The sequence below is a fragment of the Streptomyces sp. NPDC048650 genome (assembly GCF_043199095.1).
Lineage (GTDB): Bacteria > Actinomycetota > Actinomycetes > Streptomycetales > Streptomycetaceae > Streptomyces.
This window is the reverse complement of sequence record NZ_JBICVM010000015.1, coordinates 90,483-106,115: the sequence shown is the minus strand read 5'-3', so window position 1 is coordinate 106,115 and position 15,633 is coordinate 90,483. Positions and strand designations below refer to the sequence as shown.

The window sequence follows — 15,633 nt, the reverse complement described above, 5'->3', positions numbered from 1 at the left end:
GACGCGACTTTACCGGGCGCATGTCAGATTGCCCACCAGGTACAGCTGTCACCGGGCACCACGACACAGGTGCCGTCGGTCGTCACCGGGGCACTGGAGAGCAGCGGCGGTCCGGGCAGGGGGAGTTCGACCGGGTGCGGGCGGGTGTTGACCGTGCACAGCACGCCCGGGCGGCGGAAGGCGAGGATGCCCGCGGGGGCCGGCTGCCAGCTCATCTCCCCGTCCCCCAGGCCCGGCAGGCGGCGCCGCAGATGGAGTGCGGTGCGGTAGAGCTCCAGGGTGGAGTCGGGGTCGCCGGTCTGGGCCTGGACGGTGAGCGGGGCCCAGTCGGTGGGCTGCGGCAGCCAGCTGCCGCCGTCGCCGAAGCCGTACGGTGCCTCGCTGCCGGACCAGGGGAGGGGGACGCGGCAGCCGTCGCGGAAGCCGTCCTGTCCGTTGGCGCGGAAGAAGGAGGGGTCCTGGCGGACGTCGTCGGGGAGGTCGGTGACCTCGGGCAGGCCCAGTTCCTCGCCCTGGTAGAGGTAGGCGGAGCCGGGGAGGGCGAGCATCAGGAGGGCGGCGGCGCGGGCGCGGTCGAGGCTGCCGCCCAGGCGGGTGCGGTGGCGCACGACGTCGTGGTTGGACAGCACCCAGGTGGCCGGCGCGCCCACCGGACGCATCGCCGCCAGCGACGCGTCGGCGGCGGCGCGAAGCGATTCGACGTCCCAACCGGCGTACAGGTAGTGGAAGTTGAACGCCTGGTGGAGTTCGTCGGGGCGTACGTACAGCGCCAGCCGCTCGGGGGTGGGGGCCCATGCCTCGGCGACGCCGATCCGCTCACCGTCGTAGGTGTCCAGCAGGCGGCGCCAGGTGCGGTGGATGTCGTGCACCCCGTCCTGGTCGAAGAACGGCAGGACCTGGCTGCCGATCAGCTTGGCCTGCTCGCCGCGGCCGATGTCCGGCAGCCCGGCCGCCTTGACCATGCCGTGGGCGACGTCCACTCGGAAGCCGTCCACGCCCAGGTCCAGCCAGAAGCGCAGGATGGCGTCGAATTCGGCGTGGACTTCCGGGTTGTTCCAGTCCAGGTCGGGCTGTTCGGGGGCGAAGAGGTGGAGGTACCAGTCGCCCCGGTCGGTGCGGGTCCAGGCCGGCCCGCCGAAGACCGACTCCCAGTCGTTGGGTGGCAGCTCGCCGCTCTCGCCCTTGCCGGGGCGGAACAGATAGCGCTGCCGGGCGATCTCGGGGTCCTGGAACCACGGGTGCCGGTCGGAGGTGTGGTTGGGGACGATGTCGACGATCACCCGCAGGCCCGTGTCATGGGCCGCGCGGACCAGGTTCCGGGCGTCGTCGAGGTTGCCGAAGAGCGGGTCGACGGTGCGGTAGTCGGCGACGTCGTAGCCGCCGTCGGCCTGCGGCGAGGCGTAGAACGGCGTGAGCCAGAGGGCGTCCACGCCCAGCGCCTTGAGGTAGGGGAGCTTCCCGCGCACCCCGCGCAGATCGCCGATGCCGTCACCGTCGCTGTCGGCGAAGGAGCGGACGTAGACCTGATAGATCACGGCGTCCCGCCACCAGCCGGCTCCCCGGCGAGGTGCGGGGGGTCGGGGGTCGGGGCTGGGGGAAGTGAGCTCCTGGGTCATCTGCCGTCCCTGTCGAGGTCAAGAGGCTGGGGTGCCTTCACGCAATCAACGTCCGGGCGGGCGCGGGGTGACGGTGTCGAGGGGGCCGCTAGGGTGCCGATCCGGCCATCGCGTTGCAACCAGTTCCAGAGACCTTGCAGAAATTTGCCGCAAGGTCTTTCGGTTTTTTTGCAGCGCTGTTAACTTCCTGACCGCCATCTCTGGCGATTCCCTAAGGAGTTCACATGCGGCGTGGCATGCGTGGCGTCACCGCCACCGCGCTGATAGCGGGCCTGGCACTTGCGGCGAGCGGGTGCGGCGGGGGTGACGACGGCAACAACGGGGCGAGCGGCGGCGAACTGTCTGGAACCGTCACCTTCTGGGACACCTCCAACGACGCCGAGAAGGCGACGTACCGCAAGCTTGCCGAAGGTTTCCAGAAGGAGCACCCCAAGGTCCACGTCAATTATGTGAACGTGCCCTTCGGCGACGCCAACGCCAAGTTCAAGAACGCCGCGGGCGGGAACTCCGGCGCCCCCGACGTGATGCGCACCGAGGTCGCCTGGGTCGCCGACTTCGCCAACCTCGGCTACCTCGCGCCGCTGGACGGCACCGAGGCCCTCGACGACGCCGGCGACTACCTCCCGCAGGCCGTCGGATCCACGAAGTTCAAGGGCAAGACCTACGCCGCACCTCAGGTCATCGACACCCTCGGTCTCTTCTACAACAAGAAGCTCCTCAAGGACGCGGGCGTCGGCGTACCCAAGACCTTCGCCGAACTGTCCACCGCCGCCAAGAAGATCAAGTCCAAGACCGGCGCCACCGCCCTCTACCTCCGCGGCGACGACCCGTACTGGTTCCTGCCCTACCTCTACGGCGAGGGCGGCAACATGGTCGACGCCCGATCCAAGATCGTGGAGATCGACGACGGCGCGGGCGTCAAGGCATTCAGGACCATGAAGGACCTGGTCGCCTCCAAGGCGGCGGTCACCGACGCCACCGACGGCCAGGAGAACCAGCTCAAGGCCCTCAAGGACGGCAAGGTCGCCATGGCCGTCGACGGCCCCTGGGACATCGAGGGCGCCCGCGCCGGCCAGGCGTTCAAGGACAAGGAGAACCTGGGTGTCGCCCCCGTGCCCGGCGGCAGCACCGCCCAGGGCTCCCCGCAGGGCGGCTGGGACCTCTCCGTGTACGCCGGCAGCAAGAACCTCCGGGCCTCCTACGCCTTCGTGAAGTACATGAGCTCCGCCAAGGTGCAGCAGGAGACCACGAACAAGCTCAGCCTGCTCCCCACCCGCAAGTCGGTGTACGAGGTGCCGGCCGTCAAGAAGAACGAGATGGTGACGTTCTTCAAGCCCGCCGTCGACGGCGCCGTACAGCGCCCCTGGATCGCCGAGGGCAACTCCCTCTTCGAGCCGATCAAGGTCCAGATGAACAAGGTGCTCACCGGCGCCTCCACGCCCGAGCAGGCCGCCAAGGCGACCGGCGACGCCTACCGGAAGCTGCTCAAGGACTACAAGTGACCCTCGCCGTACGGGCACGGCCACGGCCGCCGCTCCGCATCCGGGTGCGCCGTGCGCTGGGCACCCACTGGTACGCATGGACGATGGTCGCCCCGGTGGTACTCGTCATCGGGGTCATCATCGGCTTCCCGCTCGTGCGCGGTGCCTATCTCTCCCTCACCGACGCCAATGAGGCCAACGTCGCACGCGACATCGGCGTCAACCACATCCCCGCCACCTACAAGTTCACCGGCCTCGACAACTACCGGGCGGTGCTCTCCGACGGCGTCTTCTGGGACCGCCTCGGCTGGACCGTCCTGTGGACCGTCGCCTGTGTCGCCTGCACCTTCCTGCTCGGCCTGACCCTGGCCACGATGCTCAACCGCACCCTGCGCGGCCGCACCTTCTACCGCCTCGCGCTGATCCTGCCCTGGGCCATCCCCGCCTTCATCTCCGTCTTCACCTGGCGGATGCTCTACAACGAGAAGAACGGCATCCTCAACAAGCTGCTGGCCGGCGGCGGTATCGACGCCGTGCCCTGGCTCAACGACCCGACCTGGGCGAAGCTCTCGGTCATCGCCGTCAACGTGTGGCTGGGCGTGCCGTTCATGCTCGTCACGCTCCTCGGCGGTCTGCAGTCCATACCCGGCCAGCTCTACGAGGCCGCCGAGATGGACGGCGCCGGGGCCTGGCAGCGCTTCCGCCACATCACCCTGCCCGGGCTGCGCGCGGTCAGCAGCACGGTGATCCTGCTCTCCACCATCTGGACCTTCAACATGTTCCCGGTGATCTTCCTGCTCACCAGGGGCGGCCCCGGAGACGCCACCGAAATCCTGGTGACCTACGCCTACCGGCTCTCCTTCGTCGACAGCCCCCGCAACTTCTCCGAGTCCGCGACCTGGGGCGTCCTGATCCTCGTCCTGCTCTCGGCCGTCGCGGTCGTCTACCGGCGGGCGCTGCGCAAGCAGGGAGAGGCGTGGTGACCATGACCGACAAGCCCGTATCCGACAAGCCCGTGTCCGACAAGCACGTGTCCGACGCGCCCGTGTCCGACAAGCACGTGTCCGACAGGACCGTGTCCCGTACGCGTGCCCCGCGCAAGCGCGACCAGCGGCATCCGCTGGCCTCCGTGGGACTGCACGCCGTCCTCGCGGTGGCGGCCGTCATCGCCGTCTTCCCACCCCTGTGGCTGGTGGTGACGTCGTTCAAGCCCCGTAACGACGCCTTCTCCACCAACCTCGTCACGCACTTCACCTTCGCCAACTACGCCCATGTGGTGGCCGACACGGAGTTCCTCAGCTGGTTCAAGAACTCCGTCATCGTGGTCGGCCTGACCACCGTCCTCGGCGTCTTCATCGCCGCCACCACCGGCTACGCCGTCAGCCGCTTCCGCTTTCCCGGTATGCGACCGCTGATGTGGCTGCTGCTGATCACCCAGATGTTCCCGGTGGCCGTGCTGATCGTGCCGCTCTACAACCTGATGGCGACCCTGGGCCTGCTCAACCAGCCCACCGGCCTGGTCGTCACCTACCTGACCATCGCCGTCCCGTTCTGCGCCTGGATGATGAAGGGCTTCTTCGACACCATCCCGGTGGAGATCGACGAGTCCGGGAGGGTCGACGGCCTCAACCCCTTCGGCACCTTCTGGCGCCTGGTCCTCCCGCTGGCCCGACCGGGGCTGGCCGTCACCGGCTTCTACACCTTCGTCACGGCCTGGGCCGAGGTCGCCTACGCCTCCGCCTTCATGACCGGCGAGGAGAATCTGACGCTCGCCGGCGGCCTGCAGACCTTCGTCAACCAGTACACCAACGACTGGGGTTCGATGACCGCCGCCGCCGTGATCATCGCCGTGCCGGCCGCGCTCGTCTTCGCCTTCGCCCAGCGCCACCTCGTATCCGGTCTGACCGCCGGCACCACCAAGGGATGACATGACCGCACAGCACAACCTCACTCCTGCCACCGACTGGTGGCGCGACGCGGTGATCTACCAGGTCTATCCGCGCAGCTTCGCCGACGGCAACGGCGACGGCATGGGGGACCTGGCGGGCATCCGCAGCCGTCTGCCGCACCTGAGGAGCCTGGGCGTGGACGCCGTCTGGCTCAGCCCCTTCTACGCCTCGCCGCAGGCCGACGGCGGCTACGACGTCGCCGACTACCGCGCCATCGACCCGATGTTCGGCACCCTGTCCGACGCCGAGGCCGTGATCCGCGAGGCCCACGACCTGGGCCTGCGCATCATCGTCGACATTGTCCCCAACCACTGCTCCGACCGTCACGAATGGTTCCGCCGGGCGCTGGCCGAGGGGCCCGGATCGGTCCTGCGCGAGCGCTTCCACTTCCGCAAGGGGCGCGGCCAGAACGGCGAGGCGCCCCCCAACGACTGGGAGTCCATCTTCGGCGGTCCCGCCTGGACCCGCCTGGCCGACGGCGAGTGGTACCTCCATCTCTTCGCCCCCGAACAGCCCGACTTCAACTGGGAACACCCCGCCGTCCAGGACGAGTTCCGCTCCATCCTGCGCTTCTGGCTGGACCTGGGCGTGGACGGCTTCCGGGTGGACGTCGCGCACGGCCTGGTCAAGGCGGCCGGGCTGCCCGACATGGGCCACGGCGAGCAGCTCACCCTCCTCGGCAACCAGGTCCTGCCGTTCTTCGACCAGGACGGGGTGCACGACATCTACCGCACCTGGCGCGCGGTCCTGGACGAGTACCCGGGCGAGCGCATCGCCGTCGCCGAGGCATGGGCACCCACCACCGCCCGCACCGCCCTCTACGTCCGTCCGGACGAGCTGCACCAGGCCTTCAACTTCCACTACCTGAACACGGGTTGGGATGCGGACTCACTCCGCGCGGTCATCGACGAGTCCCTCGAGGCGATGCGCCCCGTCGACGCCCCCGCCACCTGGGTGCTGTCCAACCACGACGTCGTGCGCCACCGCACCCGCCTGGGCGGCAGCCTCGACCGCGCCCGTGCCGCCGCCCTCCTGATGCTCGCCCTCCCCGGCTCCGCCTACCTCTACCAGGGCGAGGAACTGGGCCTGCCCGAGGTCACCGACCTCCCCGACGACGTCCGCCAGGACCCCTCCTTCTTCCGCGCCAACGGACAGGACGGCCTTCGCGACGGCTGCCGCGTCCCCCTCCCGTGGGGCGAGGCGGCGCCCCCGTACGGCTTCGGCGACGGCACCCCATGGCTGCCGCAGCCCGCCGACTGGGCCCCGCTCACCGTCCAGGCCCAGACCGGCGACCCCGACTCCACCCTGGAGCTCTACCGCACCGCACTCGACCTGCGGCGCACCCACCCCGGTCTGGGCGCGGGCGACGCGGTCGAGTGGTTGGACGCCCCCGCGGGCGTACTGGCCTTCCGGCGGCCGGGCGGCCTGATCTGCACGGTCAACACCACCGAGGCGGCGGTGACACTGCCCGCGCGACCCGGCCGGGTGCTCCTCTCATCCCTTCCCTCCTCCCCTCTCGCAGCTGCTTCCCGCCTCCCCTCTTCTTCTTCTCATGTGGTGAACACCGAGAGTGACCGCATGGTTGCCGCCGACACCACGATCTGGTGGGAGGAGTGACCCTGCCGACACCCCGCCCCACCCCGCGTCTGGCCGACATCGCGGCCCAGGCGCGGGTCAGCGAGGCCACCGCCAGCCGGGTCCTGAACGGCAAGGCGGGCGTCGCGGCAGGCACCCGGCAACGCGTGCTCGCCGCCCTCGACGTCCTCGGCTACGAACGCCCCGTACGGCTGAAGCGCCGCAGCGCGGGCCTGGTCGGCCTCGTCATCCCCGAGCTCACCAACCCGATCTTCCCGGCCTTCGCCCAGATCATCGAGCAGTCCCTGGCAGGCCACGGCTACACCCCGGTCCTGTGCACCCAGATGCCGGGCGGCGCGACGGAGGACGAACTCGTCGAGCAGCTGGAGGAACGCGGCGTCACCGGCATCGTCTTCCTCTCCGGCCTGCACGCCGACACCGCCGCCGACCCGTCCCGCTACGCCCGCCTGACCTCGCGGGGCGTCCCGTACGTCCTGATCAACGGCTACAACGCCCGCATCGACGCGCCCTTCGTCTCACCCGACGACGGCGCGGCGGCCCGGATGGCCGTACGCCACCTGGCCGAGCTGGGCCACACACGGATCGGCCTCGCCGTGGGACCCGCCCGCTACGTCCCCTCCCGCCGCAAGGCCGAGGGTTTCGCGGCGGCGCTGGAGGAGTCGTTCGGCCTGTCGAGGGGGCAGGCCGAACGACGCGTCCGGCACACCCTGTTCAGCGTCGAGGGCGGCCACGCGGCCGCCGCCGCCCTCCTGGACGACGGTTGTACGGGCATCGTCTGCGGCAGCGACCTGATGGCGCTCGGCGTCGTCCGCGCGGCCCGCCAACGCGGCCTGGACGTCCCCGGCCACCTCTCCGTCGTCGGCTTCGACGACTCGCAGCTCATCGCCTTCACCGACCCGCCGCTGACCACGGTGCGCCAGCCGGTGCAGGCGATGGCGACCGCCGCCGTGGGCGCGCTGATCGAGGAGATCCAGGGAAACCCCGTCCAGCGCACCGAGTTCGTCTTCCAGCCGGAGCTGGTCGTACGGGGTTCCACGGGCCCGGCCCCGCTGCCGCACTGAGGGGCGCGACAGGCGGTCGGTGATACTTCCACCGACCGCCTCGCCTGTCGTCGGACCCGTCGGACCCGCCGGACCCGCCGGACCCGCCGGACCCGCCGGACCCGCCGGACCCGTCGGACCAGGCACACAACGACAGGGAAAGCTGTGACGATCACTCCTCGCCTGGTGGCGAAGTACCGGATACCGGGGGTCCATCGCATCTCGACGGGAGGCGGGAGGCTCGATCCGAGCACACCGCTTCCGCGGCTGCGGCTCGGTGACCCGGACTCGCTTCGGGTGTACGAGCTGGGCAGGGAGCCGGAGTTGCTCGCCGAGTTCCCCAGGCCCTCCACACGCTGGAGAGACGCAGGCCACTGGGTTGCTCCGGACCTGTCCTTCGCCGTTTTCGAGTGAGAGACCTCGTACGTTGCCGTCGACCGGGACGGCAACCGGATGTGGCAGCACCCCTACTGCACCTGGCCGGCGAGCTGGTCGGGTCACGTGGGCTTCGCCATGGCGGGACCGTATCGGGAGACCCAGACCCTGCTGCGCCTGCCGTCGGGCGCCCGTCGACAAGGCCCTGTTCGTCGCGCTGGACACCGCGGGAGACGTCCTGGCGCGCAGCGTCCTGCCGTGCGGGGGGAACGCCGGTCTCGCGTGGGGGTCCGAGGGGTATCTGACGGGTGTGTACGTAGACGACCGCAGAGCGGGAACGGCCCACTATCCGGCTTCCCTGGTCTGCGGCCGTATCGTCCTCAAGGAGCGGACGACGGCGCAGGCCGGACAGCCGGCGCTGTGCGGCCGGGACCGTGTGGACACGAACCCGTCCGGCACCGGGGAGATGAGCGTCGACGAGCGCGGCCGGGACGTTCGCTGGCACCGGCTCCCGTCCCATGAGGTGGCGGCGGTACTGCCGTTGAGCGACTTCCCCGCACCGGGCACAGGTGACTGCTCGGTCCACGACCGCCCCCTGGATCTCCTACGGGGGCGGCTATGTCGACGCCGACACCGCCCTGGTGACCCTGCACAACTCCTACGACGAGGCCAGGGTCTTCGTGTTCGGCCGGGACGCCTGGGAGGAGCACAGCCACTGGCTGGCCGATCCGGCGACCGGCGACCTCCACGGCCGGATCGAGTACCCGATGCGCGACGTCGGCTTCGTGTGGCCCCTCGGGGACGGAACCTGGCTGACCACGGAGTGGGACACCCTCCACCGCTGGTCGGTCCAGGAAGGCGAACGCTGAATCCGACCGTCACCACCGGCGAGGAACGAGGCCGGAGAACGAGGCCGAAGAACGAGGCCGGAGGACCTCCGCCCCGCGCCGACCGGGATTGTCAGACCCCCCTGCCAACATGTCTGTCACGTCACCCCGTTGAACCGAGGCACACATGAATCTCCACGAGCAGACAGCGCTCGAGAGGGCCTTCCAGCTGGCCGATCCGTCTCTCGCCGGTTCGCTGCTCATCCGGCTCCGGGCCGAGGCCCGTTCGCTGCTGAGCCAGGGCAAGGCGCTGCCGGCCGAGCTGGTGACGGCCGTTGCCGCCTCCGGCGACCGGGAGCTGTGCGCCGCCCTGGTGGGCAACTCCCCTCCGGACGGGTGCGATACGGCGGCGCTGCTGCGGCTTGCCGAGCTCGGCGCCCCCGAGCTCGGCCGTGACCTGTACCGGATCGGGCAGGTGCAGGAGGAGCCCGGTGTCCAGGCCGCCGTGCTCGCCGCCGCCGACCCCGCCGACCCCGGCTGGCACGCGCCGGGCGGGCTCGTGGAGATGCTGCTCGGGGCGGAGGGCGCGAGCATGCTCGCGCCTGCCCTGAAGGGCCCGTTCCCGGATGTCGTCGCGCACGCCGTGCGGGTGCTCGTGTCGGATCTGCCGCTGCCGGTGGTGCTGGACGCCTGCGATGTCCTGCTCGCGCACGGCGGTCCGCAGGCGCTCGCGGACCTCGCCGGCACCCTCGGGAGGCCGGCCCATCCCGGTCTCCTGGCGCTGCTGCACGAGGCCGCCACCGCACCCGACCCGGCCGCGGTGCTCCGCAGCCGGCGGGAGCCGGGGGAGCGGATCGACCCGGCGGCGGTGTCCGTGCTGCTGCGGATGCGCGGAGACGGCGAGGACATGGGACGCATGCCGGTCCATGTCCCCCTGGACTGGGATCTGGTACGGCGCGAGCACGAGCGGCGGCCGTTCCGCACCAAGCGGCTGCCGGCCCTGAGCGAATGGCCCGACTGCCCCGAGGACATGGCTCTGGAGATCTTCCGAAGCAACCCGCGGGGGGCGGCGCATTCCGCGGCGCGGCTGCCGGTGGAGGTGCTGTTCGGTGCCGAGGCCCGAGACCGGCGCTTCGACGTCGGTGCCCTCGTCCGCCGCGGCGTCCTCGCCGGCTGGCTGCCCCTCGATCGCGTCCTGGCGGAGGCGGCGCCCGCCCGCAGGATCCTGGCCGCTCTGGACTACGACCACGAGCCGGTCCGCAAGGCCGTCGCCGAACTGATCGCTCCGCTCGGGAACGACCCCACCGCATGGCTGACCTTCTCCAAGCGCCTGCGCCGCTTCGAGGGCTCCGCCACCGAACTCATCGCCAAGGTGTGTGCTTCGACCAAGCGCGTCACCGCGTGGCCCGACCCGCTGGGCCCCGGCGATCCGGGAAAGGACGAACCCGAGGGCGCCCGACGGGTCTTTCTGGATCTCTTCGGCTGCGCGCCACAGGAGGCGCAGCTCGCGCTCGTACCGCATCTGGACATGCGGGCCGTCCAGCACCTCTTCGCCCTCCGCGAGCCGTCTCCGCGCGTCTGCGCCGAGATCGTCGCCGTCCACGGCTCCGAGCTGGCGGCTCACGTGTCCCGCGTCGTCCTGGCCAAGGACGTGGTCGACGGGCTCCTCGACCGCGACGACCCCCTCGTCAACGCTCAGTTGTTCGAGGATCACCGACTCGGCCAGAAGGAGCGGATACGGATTCTGGCGGGCGTCGGCCGGGGCGGCGGCGCGGTCCCCGTGCACGACCGGCTGCTCTCGTATCTCGGGCACCTCGACCTCAGCGGCTGCCGCCAGTGGCTCACGGCAGGTATCGCCTCCGGTGACGCCCAGGTGCTCGAAGTCGTACTGGACCGGGTCAGGCTGTACACGGACGCCGGCCGGCTGCGCCTGGTGATCGCGTTGTGGGAGCGGCAGGGCCCGGATGCGGTCCGCGAGTTCTTGACGCAGTCCCGCTTCCACCAGGACAGGCGCTCCTGGCCCGTCCGCATCCAGCGGGCGGTCCTCGAGGCCCTGGACACCCCCGGCGGCCCGAACGGCCTGCGCGAGCGGCTCGCCGCAGAGGAGGACCCCGCCCGGGTGGTGGCGCTCCTGCGCAACGTCCGCACCGTCCGCGACGCCGACGAACCTGACGCCTACGCCGAACGCATCCGCAGGATCGTCTCCGAGGGCACCGAGTTCCCCTGGGCGGAGCTGATACGGGCCCACGCCGAGGATCCTCTCCCGACGGGCCTCCTGCGCGCGCTCGTGGACGAGCGCGACTGCCCTCGAACCCTGCTCCGGGCCTGCCTGGCCGCCGTACGCCTGACCAACCATGAGTGGTGGGTCCGGTGGTCCCTCGGCTGGGGGCCACTCACTCCCGAGGACCTGGTGCAGTGCGCCCAGCCGGCTGCCACCGTTGCCGCATACCCGTCCAATCCCTATCTGCGGATCGACAAGGGTGCCTGGACCCAAGCCCGTGCCGAGGCGCGGCAGATGGCCCGGGAACACCTCGGCTCGAACGTCGAGGCATGGGTCGTGGCCCTGCGCCTGCTGCCGGAGTTCCACGGGACCGTCCCCGAACTCCTCGCCACGGCAGGCGCCGTCGCCGGCTGACACGGGTCCACGATCAGCCGTGCGGCTCGCGCCCTTTCCGGGCGGCGTACGTGACGAACGCCGCCCGGGAGCCGGCCGGAGCCGTGCTTCCCGCCCGCCCCGGCACGGTCAGACGGCGGGGATCCCGTACAGCCGGTCCGAGTGGGCCACGAGCAGCCGCCGTCCCGCCGCCGCGATATGCCAGGCCCCGTCGTCGTGCACGCCGTCGTTGTACGTCCAGCGGAGCTTGCCCGTACGCGCTTCGAAGGCGTGAACCCCGCCGGAGTCGAAGGCGGTCGCGCCGTAGACCGTGTCCTCGACCTGCACGAATTCGACGGGGACGGGCCGCCGGCCGAGGTCGTCCGACTTCCACAGCTTCTTGCCGGTGGCCGCATCGACCGCCCACACACCGCCGTTGTAGACCGATGCGTAAAGGGTCGTGCCCACGAGCGTCAGCGGAGTCTGGAACGGATTGCTGTGACCGGTGCGCAGCGACCAGCGCGGGGCGCCCGTCCTCAGGTCGAAGGCGCGCATCGTGGGACCACCGATGATGACCTTGTCGCGGTGGACGGTGGGCCGCGCCGCCTTGTCCTCACCCACGGGTTTCGTCCACAACTGCCGGCCGTTCCCGGCGTCGCGGACCGTGAGGTTGTGGAGGTCGTCGGTGTAGACGACATGCCGGCCGTCGGCGGTCGCCGCGACGTCCCAGTCGCCGGATCCCGCCCCGCGCGGCTTCCTCCACAGCACCTTGTGGGTCTTGGTGTCCACCGCAGCGATCACCGTGGAGGTCTTTCCCACGTCGCCGGTGACGACGTCGGCGATGACGAAGACCCGCCGGCCGTCGGCCGCGATCGGGCGCGGCGTGTCGTACCCGCCGTCCAGCCTGCTGCGCCACGCCTCCTTGCCGGTAGCCGGGTCGAGACCCACGAAGTCGCCGTCGTACTTGCTGCCGGCGAAGAACAGCAGCCCGGCGGCGTGGACCAGGGGAGCGCCGGGGGTCGTCACACCGGCCACCGACCACTTCTGCCGGCCGGTCGCCACGTCGTGGGCGATGAGCGGGTCACCGCTGGCGACCATCAGATCGCCGATCGCCAGCGGCGGGATCTCGTAGTTCAGGCTGAGGTGCTTCGCCTGCGCGTCCCACAGCGGCTTCGGGCTCGTCCCGGCGGGCGGGGTGGTGAAGTCCTGGGGATCGACCGGGTCGTCCTGGTCCCGCTTGCCCTGGTGCCGCCTGTGGTGGGCCGGCTCGCCGCCGAGCCCCTGCCACGCCCATGCCGCTCCGCCGCCGGCGGCGAGTACCGCGGCCCCGGCCCCCAGCGCGAGGAACCCGCGACGCGACGTGGTGCGCTTCTCGGGTTGCACGGCCGCCGGACGGGTCGGTCCGTCGAAGGCTCCCTGATCGAGCGCGGTGGGAGTGCGGACGGCCGCTTCCTGCCCTGTACGGAGCGGCGTGTCCAGGTCCAGGATGCGCGCGGCGTGCTGGGCGATGGCGGAGGCGACCGGCCCCGGCAGCCAGTGGTCCAGCGCCGCCGGGACGCCGTCGGGGGCGAGTTCGGCGACGAGCCGGTCGGGGGTGGGTCGCGCCTGCGGGTCCTTGGCCAGGCACTGCCCGACGAGTGGCCGCAAGGCTTCCGGTATCCCGGTCAGGTCCGGTTCGCCGTGTGCCACTTGGTACAGCAGGCCGGCGGCCGACCCGGTACCGAAGGGCCGGCGGCCGCTCACGGCGTACGCCAGCACGACGCCGAGCGAGAACACGTCGCCCTGCGGTCCGGCCACCTGTCCGGTGGCCTGCTCCGGGGGGATGAATCCCGGGGAGCCGACCACGACTCCCGTGCTCGTCAGCCGCTCGCCGTCGACCGCGCGCGCGATGCCGAAGTCGATGACGCGCGGCCCGTCGGCGGCCAGCAGCACATTCGACGGCTTGAGGTCGCGGTGCACCAGCCCCGCGGCGTGGATCCCGCCGAGCGCCGCCGCGAGGCCGGCACCCAGGGCGCGTACGGACGCCTCGGGCAGCGGCCCGTGCCCCTCGATCACGTCGTCGAGGGCGGGGCCGAGCACGAAGGCGGTGGCCAGCCAGGGGAGGGCGGCCTCGGTGTCGGCGTCCACGACCGCGGCGGTGTACGGCCCGGACACCGCGCGGGCGATGCTCACTTCGTGCTGGAAGCGGCGCCGGAAATCGGCGTCCTCGGCGAGTTCGGGCCGTACGACCTTGACGGCGCAGGTACGTCCGCCGGATGTGCGCGCCAGGTAGACCCGGCCCATTCCGCCCGCGCCGAGCCGGGCCACGAGACGGTAGTCCCCCAGGCTCTCCGGATCACCTGTCTGCAACGGCTGCACGGCAACCATCCCCCCGTTACTCGCCCGCGTGTTCGCGTGACCGGAGGGTCAGCCTAGTGCGCCGCTGTGTCAGGCCCCCTGGGCGGCGTACGCGACGAACGCCGCCCAGGACCCGGCCGGCACCGCGAGCTGCGGGCCGGCCTTGTCCTTGGAGTCGCGAATGTGGATGGTGGTGGGGCAGGTGGCGATTTCTACGCAGTCGTCGCCGTCGCCGCCGCTGTAGCTCGACTTGTGCCAGGAGAGGGCGACTTCCACGCAGTCGCCGTCGCCGCCGCTGCTGTAGCTGCTCTTGAACCAGGCCAGTTCCGTGGTGCTCATAGCGCTCCTCGCATCCGCTGCAACAGGCTCAAGGAGTCATCAAGGGAGAGAGCCTGTGAGCGCATCCTGGCATACCGCATCTGGAGCACGCTGACCTCTTTGGGGTCGGAGATGAGCAGGCCGCCTCGCTGCGCCTCGCAGTAGGCAAGCCACTGGTTCTCCGGGGTCTCCAGCAACCGCATGGGACCGTCCAGCCCGGCGTGCGTCTCCCGCACCACCGGCATGATCTGAAGCTCTATGTTCGGCTGCTCGGCGAGAGCGAGAACGTGGTCGATCAGCCCCCGGGTGACCTCCGCTCCACCTGTTCGTCGCAGGAACAGGTGCTCTTCGAGGAGGAAGCTGTACGCGGTGTTCGGCCGCTCCCGCAGCAGCCGCTGACGCTCGGCCCGCGACGCCCACTGGACCTCGATCTGATCGGTGTTCAGGGGCGGAAGCTGATGGGTGAACAGCGTCCGCGCATACGCCTCCGTCTGCAACAGCCCCGGAACCAGACGACATTCGTAGGTATACAGCGTGATCGCATGCTCCTCCAGGCCCGCCCACGCCTTGAACCACGAGGCCAGCCCACGCTGCTTCGACAGGCGCGTGGCCGCCTTCTGCAGTACCCCGAGGGCCTCCAGCACCTCCTCCGAGCGGTCGATGAACTTCTTCGACGGCAGCATGCGGCCCTGTTCCACGGAGCCGATGTAGTCCGACGAGTATTGGATCTCCGGGGCCAGGGACTCCTGGGTGAATCCCCGGGATTCACGGAACGCCTGATATACGGCGCCGAAGGTCCTGAGGCTGTCGGAACGTTCGGGCTCCGTGGTGTCTTCCGTCATACCGGGTACCCCCGAGGGTCACTTGTGTCCGTCCCCGCAAGTCACCCATATTCATGGGCGGTTACTCTCCGCGTCCACCCTCGGAGCTCGTACTCTTTCATCGCTACGAGCGGGGTCCCTGGTCACCGGGGACACGGAGGCCGACCTTGGAATCATGCGAGCCCCCACCGTCACCGTACGTATGTTCAGTCAGCGCTTCAGCGCCACCCCCCGGGGTGCCCGCCTCGCCCGGCACCTCGCCGTCCATCAACTCGACGTATGGGGCTTCCCCTACGGCGGCGAGGTCTCCGACTCCGTCGCCGCGATCGTCGGTGAGCTCGCCGCCAATGCCGCCACCCACGGCCGCGTGCCCGGCCGGGACTTCGAGCTGCGGCTCACCCGGCTGCCGGGCTCGGCCCGTCCCGGAGTCCTGCGTATCGCGGTCGCCGACACCCGTACGGAGCTGCGCCCGCCCGCTCCCGGCGCGGTCGAACTCCCGCCGCCGGACAGCGAATCCGGGCGCGGACTCGCCCTCGTCGCCGCACTCGCCTCCTGCTGGCGGGTCGAGGAGCGGTCGCCGGTCGGCAAGGTCGTCGTCGCCGAACTGCTGCTTGAGGGCCGGTCCGACCGGCCGGGCGCGTGGGGCCCGCGATGACGGCCCTCCGGCCGGCCGGACCGGC

12 protein-coding genes are annotated in these 15,633 nt (G+C 70.9%); 8 read left to right on the top strand and 4 right to left on the bottom strand.

All coding sequences use genetic code 11. The features are described 5' to 3' along the window. Positions 1-23: 23 nt before the first annotated feature. Positions 24-1,616 carry a glycoside hydrolase family 13 protein gene (locus tag ACGFML_RS31765; RefSeq protein ID WP_393549091.1) on the bottom strand — a complete coding sequence of 531 codons (1,593 nt, stop codon included), beginning with the start codon at positions 1,614-1,616 and terminating at the stop codon, positions 24-26. Positions 1,617-1,840: 224 nt separating this feature from the next. Between ACGFML_RS31765 and ACGFML_RS31760 the strand changes: the two genes are divergently transcribed. The 7 genes from ACGFML_RS31760 to ACGFML_RS31730 all read left to right on the top strand — a co-directional run bounded on the left by ACGFML_RS31760 (position 1,841) and on the right by ACGFML_RS31730 (position 11,519). Then, on the top strand, positions 1,841-3,118 hold the full coding sequence (locus tag ACGFML_RS31760; RefSeq protein ID WP_393549090.1) for an extracellular solute-binding protein: 1,278 nt from the start codon (positions 1,841-1,843) through the stop codon (positions 3,116-3,118). An 83-nt stretch (positions 3,119-3,201) separates the two neighbouring features. Continuing rightward, on the top strand, positions 3,202-4,080 hold the full coding sequence (locus ACGFML_RS31755) for a carbohydrate ABC transporter permease (protein WP_393549151.1): 879 nt from the start codon (positions 3,202-3,204) through the stop codon (positions 4,078-4,080). Continuing rightward, positions 4,077-5,024 (top strand): sugar ABC transporter permease, encoded by a 948-nt coding sequence (locus ACGFML_RS31750; RefSeq protein ID WP_393549089.1) that lies wholly within the window; start codon positions 4,077-4,079, stop codon positions 5,022-5,024. The genes ACGFML_RS31755 and ACGFML_RS31750 overlap by 4 nt, the downstream gene beginning before the upstream one ends. A 1-nt stretch (position 5,025) precedes the next feature. Next, positions 5,026-6,663, top strand: a complete 1,638-nt coding sequence (locus ACGFML_RS31745; RefSeq protein WP_393549088.1) for a glycoside hydrolase family 13 protein — start codon at positions 5,026-5,028, stop codon at positions 6,661-6,663. Then, a complete protein-coding gene (locus ACGFML_RS31740; protein ID WP_393549087.1) occupies positions 6,660-7,703 on the top strand; it encodes a LacI family DNA-binding transcriptional regulator in 1,044 nt (347 codons plus the stop codon). Before ACGFML_RS31745 ends, ACGFML_RS31740 begins: the two co-directional genes overlap by 4 nt. A 923-nt stretch (positions 7,704-8,626) precedes the next feature. Further along, positions 8,627-8,926, top strand: coding sequence for a hypothetical protein (locus tag ACGFML_RS31735; RefSeq protein WP_393549086.1), 300 nt, complete (start codon positions 8,627-8,629; stop codon positions 8,924-8,926). Between the two features lie 145 nt (positions 8,927-9,071). Then, entirely contained in the window at positions 9,072-11,519 is a 2,448-nt protein-coding gene (locus tag ACGFML_RS31730; RefSeq protein ID WP_393549085.1) for a hypothetical protein, read from the top strand. Between the two features lie 108 nt (positions 11,520-11,627). Here the strand turns inward: ACGFML_RS31730 and ACGFML_RS31725 are convergent, their stop codons facing one another. The 3 genes from ACGFML_RS31725 to ACGFML_RS31715 are packed head-to-tail and all read right to left on the bottom strand — an operon-like array spanning position 11,628 to position 14,974. Continuing rightward, positions 11,628-13,844, bottom strand: a complete 2,217-nt coding sequence (locus ACGFML_RS31725) for a PQQ-binding-like beta-propeller repeat protein (protein WP_393549084.1) — start codon at positions 13,842-13,844, stop codon at positions 11,628-11,630. Positions 13,845-13,904: 60 nt separating this feature from the next. Continuing rightward, complete coding sequence (locus ACGFML_RS31720; protein ID WP_393549083.1) at positions 13,905-14,153, bottom strand: DUF397 domain-containing protein; 249 nt, start codon at positions 14,151-14,153, stop codon at positions 13,905-13,907. Next, a complete protein-coding gene (locus tag ACGFML_RS31715) occupies positions 14,150-14,974 on the bottom strand; it encodes a Scr1 family TA system antitoxin-like transcriptional regulator (RefSeq protein WP_393549082.1) in 825 nt (274 codons plus the stop codon). Before ACGFML_RS31715 ends, ACGFML_RS31720 begins: the two co-directional genes overlap by 4 nt. A gap of 154 nt (positions 14,975-15,128) precedes the next feature. Here ACGFML_RS31715 and ACGFML_RS31710 point away from each other — a divergent pair, with 154 nt between their 5' ends. Beyond that, the gene (locus ACGFML_RS31710; RefSeq protein ID WP_393549081.1) at positions 15,129-15,608 is read left to right on the top strand and encodes an ATP-binding protein; all 480 of its coding nucleotides are present in this window, start codon (positions 15,129-15,131) and stop codon (positions 15,606-15,608) included. Positions 15,609-15,633: the final 25 nt, after the last annotated feature.

What these genes read in the sequence shown, in the direction of transcription:
- ACGFML_RS31715 (WP_393549082.1), bottom strand. Translation starts at nt 14,974, where the DNA reads ATGACGGAAGACACCACGGAGCCCGAACGTTCCGACAGCCTCAGGACC.
- ACGFML_RS31730 (WP_393549085.1), top strand. Translation starts at nt 9,072, where the DNA reads ATGAATCTCCACGAGCAGACAGCGCTCGAGAGGGCCTTCCAGCTGGCC.
- ACGFML_RS31720 (WP_393549083.1), bottom strand. Translation starts at nt 14,153, where the DNA reads ATGAGCACCACGGAACTGGCCTGGTTCAAGAGCAGCTACAGCAGCGGC.
- ACGFML_RS31725 (WP_393549084.1), bottom strand. Translation starts at nt 13,844, where the DNA reads ATGGTTGCCGTGCAGCCGTTGCAGACAGGTGATCCGGAGAGCCTGGGG.
- ACGFML_RS31760 (WP_393549090.1), top strand. Translation starts at nt 1,841, where the DNA reads ATGCGGCGTGGCATGCGTGGCGTCACCGCCACCGCGCTGATAGCGGGC.
- ACGFML_RS31745 (WP_393549088.1), top strand. Translation starts at nt 5,026, where the DNA reads ATGACCGCACAGCACAACCTCACTCCTGCCACCGACTGGTGGCGCGAC.
- ACGFML_RS31755 (WP_393549151.1), top strand. Translation starts at nt 3,202, where the DNA reads ATGGTCGCCCCGGTGGTACTCGTCATCGGGGTCATCATCGGCTTCCCG.
- ACGFML_RS31710 (WP_393549081.1), top strand. Translation starts at nt 15,129, where the DNA reads ATGCGAGCCCCCACCGTCACCGTACGTATGTTCAGTCAGCGCTTCAGC.
- ACGFML_RS31765 (WP_393549091.1), bottom strand. Translation starts at nt 1,616, where the DNA reads ATGACCCAGGAGCTCACTTCCCCCAGCCCCGACCCCCGACCCCCCGCA.